Origin of the sequence: Shinella kummerowiae, from assembly GCF_009827055.1 — a bacterium.
Lineage (GTDB): Bacteria > Pseudomonadota > Alphaproteobacteria > Rhizobiales > Rhizobiaceae > Shinella > Shinella kummerowiae.
On record NZ_WUMK01000002.1, the window covers coordinates 655,745 to 671,036 of the forward strand.

A 15,292-nucleotide genomic window follows, 5' to 3' on the forward strand; every position below is an offset into this window, starting at 1 on the left:
TCAGAACGACACGATCGCCTCGACGCCGATACCACCCACCGTGCCGGAGGGTTTGGCAGCCGGATCGGTGCCGGCGCGTGGCACAAGCCGGATGGTTTTTGCGCCACCCGGCGCCAGATGGAACCAATTGTCCGACGGCAGAAACCCTTCGACGTTGATTGCGACGGACTGGGCGAAACGATCCGCCGAAAGCGCGAGGTTCCAGCCTTCAGCGTCTTGATCGAGGGTGGAGCTGATCGCCGCGAAAGCCATCGCCGCCGCCCGGCCGCGCGGAAAATGGAAGGCGTCCGCAACCACAGTCCCATCGGCATCGATCAGCCGGGCGACCGTCACGTCATGGGCGGGTGGGCCGAAACGGAAGGCATAGGTCGTGTCGAAGAAGGCGCCGAACAGTTGAGTTGCCGGCAGGGTTTGCGCCGAATGCGGGGCAAGCGTGATCTCCCGCCGGCCGCTGACGACCGGTTGGCGGCCGTGTCGCAGGCAGGAAAGCTCCAGCGTCAGGGATTGTTCGTCTGCGCTGTCGTTGATCGTATGCACATCGAGCCCGTTGGTGCCCTCGTCGGACACTGCGACCTGCACCGGCCGGAAGGCACGGCGCAATGCATGCCAGGCGGATTTCGGCAGGCCCGTGGCGTCCACGATGCCCCAGCCGGCGCCGGGCAGCAGGTCCTGGAACGTCCAGACGAGCGCGCCGTTGCACGTGGATTGTTCGCGGCGCCATTCGGCAAACGTCGCCTCCATGACCTCGGCGACGACGGCGCGGGAGAGATCGAGGTAGCGGGCCGGGTCCTCCCGGCGCAAGCGCGCCGGATCATGGCCGTAGAGCAGGCCGAGATAGTGGTCGCGCACATCCTCGAAGTCCCAGGAGGCGCCGCGGTCGCGCGGCACGCGCGCCTTCCAGCGCGGATCGTGTACGGCGGGCACCGGCAGGTGGGCATCGAGTGTCTGCTGTTCCGGCACATTGGCAAAGGCGAGGCTCTCGGCGGCAAAACGCACCGCGGCGCGACGCGCGTCCTCCAGCGGCCGGCAATAGGCGCCGACACCGTAATAATGCGTCACGCCAGCATCGGGCGAGAAGGGCATGGCGCCACCGCTCGGCGAATTTTCGACATAGGGCACATCCGGACGGTGTACGGCGACGAGGGCGGGCAGGATGTCGAGCGTCAGCGGCCCGGCCCAGGCCGTCTCCGGCAGGCCGAGCATGGCCGCCTGCTGGTCGATCTCGCTGCCGCCGCAGAGCACGGCGAGCGACGGCGAGGCAGCGGTGGCGTCGAGGAACTGCGAAACCTCCGTGCGGACGTTTTCGACAAAGGTCGGATCGTTCGCCGGGTAATCAAAATTGGCGAACTGGAAATCCTGCCAGACCATCAGGCCAAGCTCGTCGCACAGCGCAAAAAACGCCGGCGTCTCGTAGGCCATGGTGCCGCCGATGCGCAGCATGTTCATGTTGGCGTCGGCAGCGAGGTTCAACAGCGGTTCGTAGCGCTCGCGCGTGCCCGGCAGGTCGACGATGTCGGCAGTGGTCCAGACGGCACCGCGGCAGAAAATTTTCGTGCCGTTGACGATGAGCGCGAAGTCGCGGCCGTCCGTGCCGCGGTCGACCTCGATGCGACGGAAACCGGTACGGCCGAGGGTTTGCCGCACGCCACCCACCACGAGCGAGATATCGTGCAGGACCGGTGTCCCATGCGTGCGCGGCCACCAGGCTTCGACGCCGGGGATGGTGAGGCTGGCGCTGAAACTGTGGTCGCCGTTCGGGATCGCTTCGACTGAAACGCCGGCGCATTCCACGACAGGTGCCGCCGCGCTATCCAGCGTGAAACCGATCTCGAGCTGGCCCTTGCCGTTTTCGTGCAGGCGCGCGGAAAGGCGGATATCGGTGGGAACAGCCGGCGTCGGCCGCGTGAGGCGCACCGGCCGCCAGGGGCCTGCGGCATAAACATCCGGGCACCAACCGGGCATGCGGCCAAGCAGCGTCGTGCGCACGAGGCGCAGACCCTGCGGCGTGATCATCTGCGGCCGCCAGCGGGCACGGGGACCGCGTTTTTCCAGATGCGGTTTTAATGCGCGGAAACACAGCGCGAGGTGGTCGCTGCCGGTCAGCGTGACGGGAAGCGCGTGGCGCACGAACATGCTGCCGGAGGAAAGGGCAAGCGCGCCGTTCCACCAGATCTCGGTGATCGTCGCGAGGCCGTCGAAATGCAGCACGGCCTCGCCCGGCGCTTCGCCCGAGAGATCGAGCATATACCAGGCGTCGAGATGGTCGAGCGGTTCAGGGGCGGTGCGATCGAAGCGACCGGCGCGCTCGAGGGCGCCGGCGACGGTGCCGGGAACGGGCGCATCGAGAACATCGGAAAGGCTTTGCAGCGCGGCAGGGTCAGCCGCACTGCCTGCCGCCGTCAAGGCCATGCGCCAGCCGGTGGAAAGCGCCTTTCCGGTCTCGGACATTGCCTTTTCCTTCAGTCGATGCGGGCAGCAAGACCCGACATCAGAGTATCCCACGCCTCGATTGCCGGGTCGAGCGCCGTTGCCAGCGGATCGAACTTTCGCCGGGTCACCGCACGGGCAAGCTGGAATTGCACGGACTTCGCCGTCTCCGAAATTTTGCGCGCGGCGTCGCCGCCATCAAGGCCCAGCCAGTCTAGATGGCTGCCGGCCAGCTCGAAATTGGCGCCGAGCTGGCGCAGCGTGTTGAAGGCGTATTTGTGGAAGAAGCCGAAGGGGCGATCCGCCACGGCCTCGACCTGCTTCGGAAACACCTTCGCGAAGGCCGCAACCGGATTTTCCGTTGGGCGCCGGGCGAAGTGGAAAGCAAGCAGGCGTTTTGCCTCGCGGCGCAGATGCAGGTCGTCCGGGCGCTTTTCCGGGAATTTGGCGAATTCCGTATAGGGCAGGAAGGGCAGAGCGTCGGGGCCGTAGTTCAGTTGGAACAGGCCGTCGAAATCCTCGCCTTCCAGCCGGAAGAAGCCGGCATTGTGGAAATAGTCGAGCTGCTTTGCTTCGAGATCCAGCCGGTTGATCGCCACCGTCGTCTTGCCGTGCTCCTGACGGTAGGCGACGCCGCGGGTGTCCGGCATGTAAAAGCTGTCCATCTCGACGAGGCAGAGACGGCCGCGGGCGATCTGCGTCGCGATGTGGCTCTCGACCGTGTCGAAGATGGCAAGCTCCGTCGCGCGGATGCCATAGAGCGCTTCGAGGTCTTCCAGCGGCACCTTGAAGAAGGTGAACTGGTCGCCCTCGAAATCCTGGGTCAGCGAGAAGCCGAGCATCGCCTCGGGATGGCTGCCGAACGCATTCAGCACCTCGATCCATAGGTCGACATAACAATTCGTCTCCGGCCACATGCGCTCTGCGTCGTGCAGGGCATGCGGCCGGTAGGTCTCGGGATTGGCCCCGGCGAAGACGGCAGCCATGCTCAGTCCTGATATCCCAGAACCTTGCGGACATCCGCAGGCCAGGTCGCGATATCCATGCCGTGGCGGGCAAAGAGCGCGAGCGCAATGCGCTCCAGGCCGAAGCCGACGCAGGCAGTGTGCGCGACGTCGCCGTTTTCGAGGTTCAGCCCCCACTTCGCGCCAAAAGCGTCCTGATGGTAGTTGAAGCTCATGCAGGCCGTTGGCTTGGCGGCCGAGGTGACGGGAATGAGCAGCTCGAACTTCAGGTTCTGGTCACGCTGGTTGTTGGCCATCATGCGGCCGGCGCGGCCGAAGAACGGATCGTTGGCCACATCCATCGTCACGTCGAGGCCGACCTTGGCCATCATTTCGAGACCGCGGTCCATCCAGGTCTGGCGGAACTCGGTCACATGCTCCTGCGTCCCCATGCACACGTACTCGCGCATGCGAAAAAGCTGCTGGCGGGCCGGGTCGTTGGAGGGCTCGTGACGGAAGCAATAGGACTGCAGATCGTAGAGGCCGCCCTTGGCCGGCAGGCGACCGCGCTTGGCGATGGTCGGATAGAGCGGATAGCAGGCGGCCGGCGTCAGCACGATGTCGGTCGCCTTCTGGTCCTTCGTCCAGTCGCCGTTCACTTCCATGCATTGCAGCAGGTTCATGTGGTCGGCATCGCCGCCGCAGAAGCTGTGCACGGTGCCGGCGAGCTGCGGAAAGCTCTTCATGTAGCCGGAGGTTTCGAAATGCGCGCGGTTCATGCCTGGCGGGAATCGCATGGCTTCTGCGCCATCACGGCCGCCATAGGCGTCGATCAGCCGCTCGAAGCGGGCGATGACGTCCTCGAAGGCGCCCGAGCGGCCATAGAGGCCTTCGACGCCGGTATCGATGAGCAGGCCTGAATCGAAGAGCCTGTCGAGAAGGGAGGTCTGCATATCCATGGTGTCACCCAATCAGGCTGGTGTCCTGCTTGTGGACAAGCAGGAGGTTGGACGTGTTGCCGAGGATGCGGTCGTTGGAAATCATCAGCTGGGCGGAGTGGGCATCGCGCAGGTGCCGGCCGATACTGAACGGCGTGCCATTCTTGTAGCCCATGATGCCGACGATCAGCATCGCCTGGTTGATGATGGCGAGGATCGTTTCAGAGGAGGCGATCTTCACGTTGTTCATCGCCACCGCAAAGCCCATGGAGGACAGCCGGTCCGGATCCGCCTTGGCGGCTTCGTATTCGCGCAGGCCGGCAATCGTGTTCGACTTGACGAGCTGCAGCAGGTTGGAGGCTTCCGCCAGCCGCAACGCGCCGGGCGGCGTGACGCCGGGACTCTTGCGCGCAGCGGCGCGCACGAAGGCCTGGGCGCGGGAAACCGCGTTGACGGCGATGCCGTACCACACGGCACTCCACAGCAGGTGCGAGGTGGCGAGCATCGATTGTGCGGCGATCTCGGCAAAGGGCTTGGGCAGGATCTGTTCCTTCGGCGCCTCGCCCTTGAACAGCCAGCCGTCCGAGCAGGTGCCGCGCATGCCGAGCGTATCCCAGACATGGGTCTGCTCCAGCGTGTACTGGTCCTTGGTGAAGACGGTCATGACCTGATCGGTCGAGGCGGCGTCGGCATGCGCCCGCGACGTGATGAGGATCGCGTCGGCATGGGCGCCGTAGGAAATGACGGTGGCGTCCTTCGTGAGGCGGCAGGTGTCGCCGTCAATCTCGATGGCGCAGATGCTGTTGCGCAGATTGCCGCCGATGCCGCCCTCGGTCGTCGCCGAAGCGAGCAGCAGCTGTTCGTCGGAGACCCGGCGCATGAAGGCGGAATGCCAGGTGTCGCCGGCGCCATGCGAGACGAGGCTCGACAGCTTGATGTGGTGCATGGCGAAAACCATGGCGGCGGCCGAGCAGCTCTGGCCGATCAGCGAACAGGCTTCGGCGATCTCGGAAAGGGAGCAATCCTCGCCGCCGAGGGCTGCGGGGATCTGGATGGACAGCAGCCGTTCGGCGATCATCGCATCGACGGCTTCCCGCGGGAAACGGCCTTTGGCGTCCACGTCGTCGGCATGCACTGCGGCCACGGCGGACACGCGCTGGGCGCGTTCCGCAAGGCTCGTACCGACGGTCATGGTCATTCGGCGGCCTCCGCGCTGCCGGTCAGACCTTCGACCGCCCGCGTGATCGCGGCGATGCTCTGGAAGGACTTGCGGTTCAACAGGTTGTCGGGGAACTCCACGTCGAAGGCTTCCTCGATGCCGAGCATCACCTGAACGGAGGCAAAGGAAGACAGGCCTGCGGCATAGAGATCGGCGTCGTCGGCCAGCGTATCGACCGGCACCGGGAGACCGCCGTGCTTGGCCAGAATGTCACGGATCTTCTGCTTCATGTTGTTCTCCATCGCGTTGTTTGTCGTTCACGGCCGGACAGCGGACCGTCGTCGTATTCTTCCGAAAAGACATAACCGACGGTTGATAAGATCGGCTGAAGGGACATGGATAAGATTCGGTGAAGCGCTGCGGCGATGTGGCCGGATCCGGGGCGTCATTTTTCGGAACGCCCTGAAGAAAGTCTGACCCACGTTTGTTTTTCAATGGGTTGCAAGAAGTTGTCGGTGTGCCGCGCTGATACGCGCCGGCAAAATTGAGGCTTTGTTAACCATATCCTGAGACTGTGCAGATCTAGCCATCGCGCAGCCATTGCGTCGTGGCAGAGCATCATTGCAGCAGGCTGGTTGCCAGAGGCGGCCGTTCAGGCGTTCCATGGACATAGATATTTTTCAGTTGCCCGGAATTGTGCTGAAGAGAATCCACTATGTGATTCTCTGCGCGCTCGCCTGTGCCGTGCTCGCGCTCGGCTTCGTGATGACCCAGAAGCCGTTCTATCGCTCCACGGCAGAAGTCTTTGTCGATATCCAGCGCGGCCCCGTCGTCGGCACGGATACCGGCGGCACGATGAACATGCAGCAGCTGATCGGCAGCCAGCTTTACCTGTTCCAGTCGCGCGACGTGCTGCGCGACGTCGTCAAGCGTCTCGACCTCGAGAAGGACCCATATCTCACCGGTGGCGGTGGTGGCCTGATGTCGAAAATCCTCGGGCGCAAGCCCGCGGAGGGAGATGCGACGAACGGCGTCGTCGATGCCATCCTGGAAAACCTGCTGGTCGCCCGCAACGGCGACACCTTCGTTTTCACCATCCAGATGAAGCACCGCGACAGCGAAATGGCCGCAAAGATCGCCAATGCCATCGCCGAAAGCTATCTGCGCATCGCCGACACGTCGCGGCTCGACGTCAACCTGCGCACCTCCAAGACCATCGAGGAGCAGACGGAAGAGCTGCGCCAGCGCGTGCTCGATGCCCGCGCCAAGGTGGAGACCTACCGGGCCGAGAACGGCCTTCTGACGACCGGTGAACAGGGGCTGATCGCCGACCAGCAGCTTGCCGCACTCAACCAGCAGCTGATTGCCGCCCGCCAGCAGGCCGAGCAGCAGAAGACCGCCTATGACCAGGCGCAACAGCTCAACATGTCCGATGTCGAATCGGGCGCCATTCCCGAAGCGCTGCAATCCACCGCGCTGACGGGGCTGCGCAGCCGCTATTCGCAGATGCTCGACCGCCAGGCGGAGCTCTCGGCCAATCTCGGCAACGGCCATCCGCAGATGAAGGCCGTGCGCTCGCAGATCGCCAGCATCCGCGGGGCGATTGAAAAGGAGCTCGTGCGCATTCGCCAGCTCTCGGCCAACACCTATCAGCGGGCGCAGACAAACCTCGCCGCGGTGCAGAAGCGCTTCGATGAACAGGCGACGGCGACCGGCGACAATGGCAATGTCCGCTACCGCCTGGCGCAGCTCATCAGCGAAGCCGACGCGATCGACGCGGTCTACAAGTCGTTCCTGACGCGTGCCGAGGAGCTGAGCCGCCAGCAGGATCTCGGCAACGGCAATTCGCGCATCATCTCGGCGGCCACGCCGTCCGGCAAGGCCATCCAGGCGCCGAAACTGCTTGTGCTCATCGCCGCAATCCTGTTCGGCACGGCTGCCGGTGCAGCGCTTGCCGTGGTGCGCGAACTGTTCGGCGGCACCGTGCGCTCGGAAAAGGACCTCGTCACGAAGACGGGCGCACCGGTCATCGCCGTGATCGAGGACGAGAATGCCGGCCGGAGCGAAAGCCGCTGGAGCGACAAGCTTGCCCGCGTGGTGCCGTTCGGCCGTGATGCGGCGCGGCACGATGCAACACCGCGCGTCTCGGGCCTCACGCGCGCGGCGCATCTGCTGGATGCGCAGTTCGAGCCGGGTGTTCCGGTGACGATCGCCGTGCTCTCCGCCGGCAGCGCCGGTTACGGCAATGCGGCACTCGGCATTGCACGCGAATTGCAGATACTCGGGCAGGACGTGCTGTTTTCCGACGGCGAGCTTCGCCGCGTGGCACAGAGCCCGCTGCGCGCCACCGGTTCGGTGAAGATCCGCACCGATTTCGCGCGGCCTTCCGGCGAGCGACACTCGCGCGGCCACGCCCAGACACTCGAGGACATGCTGCATTTCCGCCGCCTCGGCTCCGGCGGACTGCGCAAGGTCTCGGTCCTTTCGTCCGCCCGGGTCAGCACGTCGTTCCGCGACGAGGCTGCCGATTTCACGATCATCGACTGCTGCGGCACGCCGGCCGAGGCGATCCTTCCCGCCGTGCTGCGCCATGTCGACGGCATCCTGGTGGTTTCCGCCATCGGGGCGACCGGCAGCGAGGCGCTGTCGGCCCTGGTCTCCGAAATCGCGCCGTGGCGCGACAAGCTGGTCGGCAACATCCTGATCGGCGACCGGGCCGCCTGAGGAGAGCGAGATGGCGGCGCGGCAAGCCTATGCAGGACCTCCCGGCTCCGGCGGCTTCGTCCGCCATGCCGTGCCGTCCCCCGACGCGACGGATGACGGTTTGCCGCTTGCCATGCGGCTCTACCGGTTTCTCGCCATCATCACCGTGCTTGGCGCGCTGGTGTTCAACCCGTTCCTCGCCTTCGTCAACACGCGCATCATGGGCGTGGCCGACAGCCATGTGATGCTGGCGGAACTGGCGATCGTCGGCTGCACCTTCATCGCCGCGATGACGCGGAAATCCGGGCTCTACATCTTCCTCGCCGTGTTCTTCACCTACATGGTCTTCCTGTTCATGCTGCGCGGCGGCGTGGTGAACCCCAAGCCGATTCGCGACATCCTCATCCCGCTCGTCTTCTATTTCATGGGCCGGCGCATCGCCGATCTCAAGCTCTGCGACCGGCTGGTGGTGGCAAGTGCCGTCATCGTCGTCGTCTTCGGCCTGTTCGAATATCTCTTCCTCGAGACCTTCCTCGAATATTTCAACGTCATCGGCTACTACCTCGCGCGTGGCTCGGTGACGCTCGACCAGACATTCGGCCAGACCAAGGGCCTGTTCATCTCCGGCCAGCGCCCGGAAGCGCGCACCATCCTGCCCTTCCTCGGCCAGCACCGCGTCTCCTCGGTGTTCCTGGAGCCGGTCTCCATGGGCAATTTCGCGGTGATCATCTATTCCTGGGCGCTGTTTCGCGGCCAGGCCTTCAAGGGGCGGTGGCTCACCTTCCTGCTCGCCTTCACGGTGGTGGCGCTGGCGGATGCGCGCTTCGGCCTCTACACCTGCGTGCTCATCACGCTGCTCTACCCGTTCTACCAGCTCCTGCCGCGCCTCTTCTGGAGCGTGCTGCCCTTCCTGCTGCTGGCGGTGCTGGCGGTCTATGGCGTGACGTCGGTGGAGGGCGGCGGGCCGAACGATCTCGCCGGTCGTTTCGCGGTGACGGCGCATATCCTGACGCAGCTGACGATCGGCGTCGTGCTCGGCATCGAAACGACGAGCCAGTTCGTCTCGGATTCAGGCCTTGCCTATTCGCTGGTGGCCTTCGGCCTCTTTGGCTTCATCACGCTCTGGAGCCTGTTCGTGCATGCGCCGGTCGTGCATGCCAAGGCGTGGAAATTCCACTCCATGGTCATCGTCTACATGCTGCTTCTGATGCTGATCAGCGACTCGTTCTATTCGATCAAGACGGCGGCGCTGATGTGGTTCATCCTTGGGAGCTCGAATGCCTTCGACCACGGCAAGGAACTGGCAGAGCGCCTAGCGGCGAAGCGCAAGGCAGCTGCCGGGCCGGGCCGGCAGGTTGCCGCCTGAGACGAGGGCTGCGAGCTGCGGCCGGTCGCCGTCGGCGGTCGGCTGGATGTTGAGCGGTTCCGTTGCCGGCCACCAGTCGCCGGCCGCCCAATAGGTCCAGCCGGTCCAGACATCCGCTTCCTTGCCGATCAGCGCCGTCATACGGGTGAGCCCGTCGAGGCAGGCCGGATTGGCCGATGCGCCGAACTCACCGAGGAAACCGCGCTTGCCGTTGCGCTTCAGCCAGTCGGTAAAATGCGCCAGCGCGCCCACCGCGTCGTCCGCCCGCTCACAGGTGTCGGTCGTGCCGGAAAAATCCTTGTCGAGATATTGATGCACCTCGTAGGCATTGTTGTCGGCCGGATCCTGGATGCCGAGCATGACGGTGCCGTTCGCGCCGCCCGGACGGTCATCCTCCCAGCTATGCGCACCGGTCCAGATCGTGCCGGGGATCAGGACGAGGTTTTTGGCACCCGTCTCGCGAATGGCGGCAATCGCCGCATTGGCGGAGACGAGCCAGCGATCCGCCGGCACATCGTGCGGCTCGTTCATCAGCCCGAACTGCACGCCGTCGTCATCCTTGTAGTCGTCGGCAAGACGCTTCCAGAAATCGGCAAATGCGCTGTCCGGCACCTCGGTCGAGCCGATCTGCTTGTCGCCGTAATAGGCGTAGTTGTGCGGGTCGAGGATGACGGTCATGCCGGCGCCGCGCAGGGCCTTGACCGTTTCGGAAAGCCGTTTCCTTTCCGCCTTGTCGAAGCCGCGGCCGAGCCGGGGTTGCAGCCGCTCCCATTTGAAGGGCAGCCGCACGGCGTTGAACCCCTTGCCGGCGAAATAGGCGATCGTCTTTTCCGAAGGGTAGGCATAGTCCTTGTCGTAGGTTCCGCGCCCTTCGCCGAATTCGGCGCCGGCGAGATTGATGCCGCGCAGGCATCCAGCACTCGCCTCGAGCGGAACCGCAAAAGCCACCATGGCTGCCACCAGTCGAAAGAGTGTCCCGCTGCGGGATGAGGATCGCATGCCCTGTCTCCGTTCGGCTCAGGCGCCGGTCCGCTCCGTGAGCAAGCCGCGTGGCTCGCCGCGCCGGCTGTCGCCAAGCGCGGCACGATAGACGTCGACGTAGCGATCCGCCACCCGGTCCCACGAATAGGCCGCGGCCGCGTCGATTGCGGCGCGGCGATAGCCGGCAGGGTCGCGCGAAAGCATCGTATAGGCGTCGCCTAGACCTTCGGCGGCAAGCCGCGCATCGGAAAAATCGCAAAGCCGGATTTCGGGATGGCTGGCGGCAAGGTCCGTATAGGCGACATTCGGATGCAGCACCGGCACCAGCCCCGCCGTCATCGCCTCGATGGCAACGAGGCCAAAACCCTCATATTCAGACGCCGAGGCGAACAGCGAGGTGTCGCCGATCAGGTGACGCACGGCGCCGTTCGACAGGCCGACATGCACATCGACATGTTTCTCCAGCCCGCGGGCGCGCACCATGGCGGCCAGGTCGTCTCCGGAATGATCGCCCGGCACGCCGGCAATCTCCAGGTGCCATTCGGGATTCTCCGCCACGAGTGGCACCATGGCGTCCATCAGCCGGTCGAGGCGCTTGTTGACGGAAAAACGGCCGACGGTGATCAGCCGGCGACGCGGCTCGCGCACACCGGCATCGGCAAATTTCTGCGTGTCGGCACCGTTGTCGATGCGGGTGACGCGGCGCCCGGCGATGCGCTGGAACGTGCGGGTATCCTGCGCGCTGCACCCGATGATCCGGCGATAGGCGAAGGAGGAAAAACGCGTCGTCGTGTTGAACCACAGCGTCTTGAGGCCGGAGAATTTCGCCGTGTGGAAGAAGCCGCCATGGGTGGTGGCGACGAGCGGCTTGCGATGCAGGAGCCAGCCCCAGGCCAGCGCATCGTAGAAGAAGTCGATCGCATGCACATGCACGAGGTCGGCGTCAGCGAGATGGCGGAACACTTTTGGCGCGATCGGATACCGCGTGCTGCCGGAAAAGGGAATGCGCACCACTTCGACGCCGTCGATCATCTCGCGGGCGGGCAGGGTCTTGTCCGGGGCGGAAAACAGCCGGTCGAGCGTGACGACCCGCACGCGAAAGCCGCGCGACAAAAGCTGGCGGGAAAGCTGTGCGACCACATCCTCCAGCCCGCCGCGGTTCGGGATGTACTGGCGCACGACCTGCACGGCGAGCGGGGCCGAGGCATTGGCGGAGGAGGTGATGGTTGCTGGGCTCATTCCGGTCATCCGTCGCAAAGGGCTGAAACGCTGCACCCGCACATGGTTCGGGCGATGCCGGGCGGCGTCATCCGCCCTTTCGCGCCGATCAAGGCGCGGGCAACCTTAAGGTGACGTTAAGGCAGGCTTTGGGCGGCGCTTCTTTGGCGAACAGGATTAAGAGATTGCAAGCGCCGGTTCTCCCGGTTAGAGGCGTGGATGTCGCCAGCTCTGGCGTTCGGGCGCGCTACGCCCCCCAAAAACAGGTTCCGATCCCATGACTGCCTCGCCAGTTTCTGCCCCGCTCTCCTCCGGCCAGCGTCATCCGCTCCGGGTGTTGCTGTCGCTTGTCAGTGAGGAAAAGGGTCGTGTGGCGCGGGCGGTCGCCTCGTCGGTCATCAACAAGATCTTCGACGTCATGCCGGAAATCCTGATCGGCACCGCGCTCGACGTGGTGGTGCGCGGCAAGGATTCCTTCGTGGCACAGATCGGCATCACCGATCCGGTGCAGCAGCTCACCCTGCTCGGCATCGCGACCTTCCTCATCTGGTTCGGCGAATCGCTCTTCGAATATTTTTACCAGATTCTTTGGCGCGGCCTGGCGCAGGACGTGCAACACCGCCTGCGCATCCTCTGTTATGACCACGCCCAGCACCTGCCGACGAGTTTTTACGAAGAAAACCGCTCCGGCGATCTCGTCGCGGTGCTGAACGACGACATCAACCAGCTCGAACGGTTCCTCGATCGGGGTGCCAACGAGCTGATCCAGACCTTTGCCGCCGTCATTCTCGTCGGCGCGGTCTTCTTCATCGTCAGCCCGCTGATCGCTGTCATCGCCTTTACGCCGGTGCCGGCGATCATTGCCGGGGCCTTCTGGTTCCAGCGCCGCGCACAGGCGCGTTACGACGCGGTGCGCGCACGCGCCGGCGGCCTCGGCGCACGGCTCACCACCAACCTGCAGGGCCTCCAGACCATCCGCGCTTTTGGCGCGGAAGTGCGCGAGACGGCAGCGCTGACGAAGGAAAGCCTCGGTTATGTCGAGGCGAACCGTGCGGCGATCCGCGTCTCGTCGGCCTTCATCCCGATCATCCGCATGGCGATCCTGTCCGGCTTCCTCGCCACCTTCCTGATCGGCGGCTGGCTGACGCTGACGGGGCAGATGCAGGTCGGCGCCTATGGCCTGCTCGTCTTCCTGACCCAGCGCCTGCTCTGGCCGATGACGGGGCTTGCCGAGATCGCCGACCTCTATGAACGCGCCATGGCCTCGACGCGCCGCATCCTGCGCCTGCTCGACGAACCACGCGGCGAACCGCATGGCGAGCACGACGCAACGGTCTCCGGCCGCTTCGAGATCGACCATGTCGGTTTCCGCTATACGACCGGTCCCGGCGGCGTGACCGATATCAACCTCGCCATCCGGGCGGGCGAGACGGTGGCGCTGGTCGGCCCGACGGGCAGCGGCAAGTCGACGCTGATCAAGCTGCTCGGCCTGTTCATCCGCCCGCAGAAGGGCCGCATTACGCTCGATGGCGTACCGCTTGCCGACTGGTCGGGCGAGCGGCTGCGCAAGAGCATGGCGTGGGTGCCGCAGGAGGTGACGCTGTTTGCCGGCTCGATCGCCGACAATATCGCCTATGGCAAGCCGGCCGCGAGCCGCGAGGAGGTCGAGGCGGCCGCGCGAATGGCGGAAGCCGATGGCTTCATCCGCGATCTGCCGGACGGATACGAAAGCCAGATCGGCGAATACGGCCAGAAACTCTCCGGCGGCCAGCGCCAGCGCATCGCGCTCGCCCGCGCGCTGTTGATCGATCCGGCCATCCTCATCCTCGACGAGGCGACAAGCGCCGTCGACAACGAGACGGAAGCGGCGATCCAGCGCTCGCTCGCCAAGATGAAGGGCAAGCGCACCGTGATCCTCGTCGCGCACCGGCTGAGCACCGTCGTGCATGCGGACGCCATTCACGTGATGGATGGGGGCCGCATCATCCAGTCCGGCTCGCATGACAGGCTCGTAGAATGCCCCGGCCTCTACCGCACCCTGTGGAACATCCAGACGGGGCACGCGGAGATGGCCTGAGGCCCCGTCGAAAAAGTCAGCCCGGTTTTCCGGGCTGATTTCGTGTCACGCTACTGGACGAGGATCGCCCGGAAGTCGTTGACATTGGTTCCGGTCGGGCCGGGCACGAAGAGGTCGTCCAGCGCGTCGAAGGCGGACCAGCTATCGTTGCGGGAGAGGAATTCGGCGGCATCCTTGCCCATGCCGGCGAGGCGCGCGACGGTGGTGCCGTCGGCAAAGGCGCCGGCATTGTCCTCCGAACCGTCTATGCCGTCCGTATCGGCGGCGAGCGCGGAAAGGCCCTCCAAACCATCCGTGGCACAGGCGAAGGACAGCAGGAATTCGCCGTTGCGGCCGCCTTTGCCCTTGCCCTTGATCGTCACCGTCGTCTCGCCACCGGAGAGGATGACCACCGGCTTCGTGAACGGCCGGTCGCGGCGCACCACCTCGGCGGCGATCGCCGCGTGAACACGGCCGACTTCGGCGGCTTCACCCTCGATCGCATCGGACAGGATGACGGCTTCGACACCGGCTGTCTGAGCGGCTTCGGCGGCCGCTTCCAGCGACACGGCGGCGGAGGCGACGAGCCTGACTTCGTTACGGGCAAAACAGGCATCGGACGGCAGCGGCGCCTCGTCCTTGCCGTCGCGGATATGGCGCATCACGGCGTCGGGCAGGTCGAGGCGGTAGCGCTCGATAAGGCGCAGCGCGTCGACGCGCGTGGTGGCGTCGGCGATGGTCGGACCGGAGGCGACGAGGGCGGGGTTATCGCCCGGAATATCGGAGACGACGAGGGACACCACGCGGGCGGGATAGGCAAGGGCCGCAAGCCGCCCGCCCTTGATGCGCGAGACCTGCTTGCGCACGGCGTTCATGGCGCTGATCGGCGCGCCGGAGGCGAGCAGTGCCTTGTTGACGGCGATTTCATCGGCGAGGGTCAGGTCGCCGGCCGGCGCCGGCAACAGCGCCGAACCGCCGCCGCAGACGAGCGCGACGACCAGATCGTCAGCGGTGAGGCCGCGGACGGCGGCCATCAGCCGGCCCGAGGCGAGAAGGCCGCTGTCATCCGGCACCGGATGGGCGGCTTCCAGCACGTCGATGCGCTCGCAGGCCACCGCATATCCATAGCGCGTGACGACCACGCCGGTGAGCGGCGCATCCCACAGCCGTTCGAAGGCGCGCGCCATCTGCGCGGCACCCTTGCCGGCACCGATCACCACGGTCCGGCCCTTCGGCTTTTCCGGCAGGTTGGCGGCCAGCACCTTCTCCGGGTCCGCGGCGGCGACCGCGACGGAAAACAGGGTTTCGAGAAAGGCGCGCGGATCGGCGATGGGCGGCATGCGGTTCCTCCGGGTCATGCGGGTCGATCATAATAAACACAGCCCCTCATCCGCAGGCCAGTGCCATCCTCCCGATCGGACGATGGCACGGCGGGACGAGAGGCTGTCTTCCTCCTCCAGAAGGGGTGACCGGGCGGGGCTCCCCTCCCCGCCCGGTCAG

General features: G+C 65.4%; 11 protein-coding genes. 3 read left to right on the top strand and 8 right to left on the bottom strand.

Features of this window, described 5'->3' with window-relative positions:
- From GR138_RS07715 to GR138_RS07735, 5 genes are read right to left on the bottom strand one after another with little or no spacing between them, the layout of a single operon-like run.
- Complete coding sequence (locus GR138_RS07715) at positions 1-2,448, bottom strand: glycoside hydrolase family 2 protein (RefSeq protein ID WP_160858016.1); 2,448 nt, start codon at positions 2,446-2,448, stop codon at positions 1-3.
- Positions 2,449-2,459: 11 nt separating this feature from the next.
- A complete protein-coding gene (locus GR138_RS07720; RefSeq protein WP_160858017.1) occupies positions 2,460-3,413 on the bottom strand; it encodes a DUF1839 family protein in 954 nt (317 codons plus the stop codon).
- A 2-nt stretch (positions 3,414-3,415) separates the two neighbouring features.
- A complete protein-coding gene (locus tag GR138_RS07725) occupies positions 3,416-4,330 on the bottom strand; it encodes an amino acid--[acyl-carrier-protein] ligase (RefSeq protein WP_160858018.1) in 915 nt (304 codons plus the stop codon).
- 4 nt (positions 4,331-4,334) lie between these two features.
- The gene (locus GR138_RS07730) at positions 4,335-5,507 is read right to left on the bottom strand and encodes an acyl-CoA dehydrogenase family protein (RefSeq protein ID WP_160858019.1); all 1,173 of its coding nucleotides are present in this window, start codon (positions 5,505-5,507) and stop codon (positions 4,335-4,337) included.
- Positions 5,504-5,758, bottom strand: a complete 255-nt coding sequence (locus GR138_RS07735; RefSeq protein ID WP_160858020.1) for an acyl carrier protein — start codon at positions 5,756-5,758, stop codon at positions 5,504-5,506. Before GR138_RS07735 ends, GR138_RS07730 begins: the two co-directional genes overlap by 4 nt.
- Before the next feature lie 373 nt (positions 5,759-6,131).
- Here GR138_RS07735 and GR138_RS07740 point away from each other — a divergent pair, with 373 nt between their 5' ends.
- Together GR138_RS07740 and GR138_RS07745 are read left to right on the top strand one after the other, a co-directional pair.
- Positions 6,132-8,192, top strand: coding sequence for a GumC family protein (locus tag GR138_RS07740; RefSeq protein ID WP_276508775.1), 2,061 nt, complete (start codon positions 6,132-6,134; stop codon positions 8,190-8,192).
- 10 nt (positions 8,193-8,202) lie between these two features.
- Complete coding sequence (locus GR138_RS07745) at positions 8,203-9,537, top strand: UDP-phosphate alpha N-acetylglucosaminyltransferase (protein WP_160858022.1); 1,335 nt, start codon at positions 8,203-8,205, stop codon at positions 9,535-9,537.
- On the opposite strand, the gene GR138_RS07750 is transcribed toward GR138_RS07745, so the two are convergent.
- Complete coding sequence (locus GR138_RS07750; RefSeq protein WP_160858023.1) at positions 9,484-10,536, bottom strand: glycoside hydrolase family 5 protein; 1,053 nt, start codon at positions 10,534-10,536, stop codon at positions 9,484-9,486. The genes GR138_RS07745 and GR138_RS07750 overlap by 54 nt on opposite strands.
- An 18-nt stretch (positions 10,537-10,554) precedes the next feature.
- Entirely contained in the window at positions 10,555-11,757 is a 1,203-nt protein-coding gene (locus GR138_RS07755) for a glycosyltransferase family 4 protein (RefSeq protein WP_160858024.1), read from the bottom strand.
- 256 nt (positions 11,758-12,013) lie between these two features.
- On the opposite strand from GR138_RS07755, the gene GR138_RS07760 reads away from it, so the two are divergent.
- Positions 12,014-13,813, top strand: a complete 1,800-nt coding sequence (locus GR138_RS07760) for an ABC transporter ATP-binding protein (protein ID WP_160858025.1) — start codon at positions 12,014-12,016, stop codon at positions 13,811-13,813.
- Between the two features lie 50 nt (positions 13,814-13,863).
- Here the strand turns inward: GR138_RS07760 and GR138_RS07765 are convergent, their stop codons facing one another.
- Complete coding sequence (locus tag GR138_RS07765; protein ID WP_160858026.1) at positions 13,864-15,132, bottom strand: glycerate kinase type-2 family protein; 1,269 nt, start codon at positions 15,130-15,132, stop codon at positions 13,864-13,866.
- Positions 15,133-15,292: the final 160 nt, after the last annotated feature.

Bases quoted from the DNA above. Each gene is read 5' to 3' on its own strand.
- GR138_RS07715 (WP_160858016.1), bottom strand. From the start codon at position 2,448: ATGTCCGAGACCGGAAAGGCGCTTTCCACCGGCTGGCGCATGGCCTTG.
- GR138_RS07720 (WP_160858017.1), bottom strand. From the start codon at position 3,413: ATGGCTGCCGTCTTCGCCGGGGCCAATCCCGAGACCTACCGGCCGCAT.
- GR138_RS07725 (WP_160858018.1), bottom strand. From the start codon at position 4,330: ATGGATATGCAGACCTCCCTTCTCGACAGGCTCTTCGATTCAGGCCTG.
- GR138_RS07730 (WP_160858019.1), bottom strand. From the start codon at position 5,507: ATGACCATGACCGTCGGTACGAGCCTTGCGGAACGCGCCCAGCGCGTG.
- GR138_RS07735 (WP_160858020.1), bottom strand. From the start codon at position 5,758: ATGAAGCAGAAGATCCGTGACATTCTGGCCAAGCACGGCGGTCTCCCG.
- GR138_RS07740 (WP_276508775.1), top strand. From the start codon at position 6,132: ATGGACATAGATATTTTTCAGTTGCCCGGAATTGTGCTGAAGAGAATC.
- GR138_RS07745 (WP_160858022.1), top strand. From the start codon at position 8,203: ATGGCGGCGCGGCAAGCCTATGCAGGACCTCCCGGCTCCGGCGGCTTC.
- GR138_RS07750 (WP_160858023.1), bottom strand. From the start codon at position 10,536: ATGCGATCCTCATCCCGCAGCGGGACACTCTTTCGACTGGTGGCAGCC.
- GR138_RS07755 (WP_160858024.1), bottom strand. From the start codon at position 11,757: ATGAGCCCAGCAACCATCACCTCCTCCGCCAATGCCTCGGCCCCGCTC.
- GR138_RS07760 (WP_160858025.1), top strand. From the start codon at position 12,014: ATGACTGCCTCGCCAGTTTCTGCCCCGCTCTCCTCCGGCCAGCGTCAT.
- GR138_RS07765 (WP_160858026.1), bottom strand. From the start codon at position 15,132: ATGCCGCCCATCGCCGATCCGCGCGCCTTTCTCGAAACCCTGTTTTCC.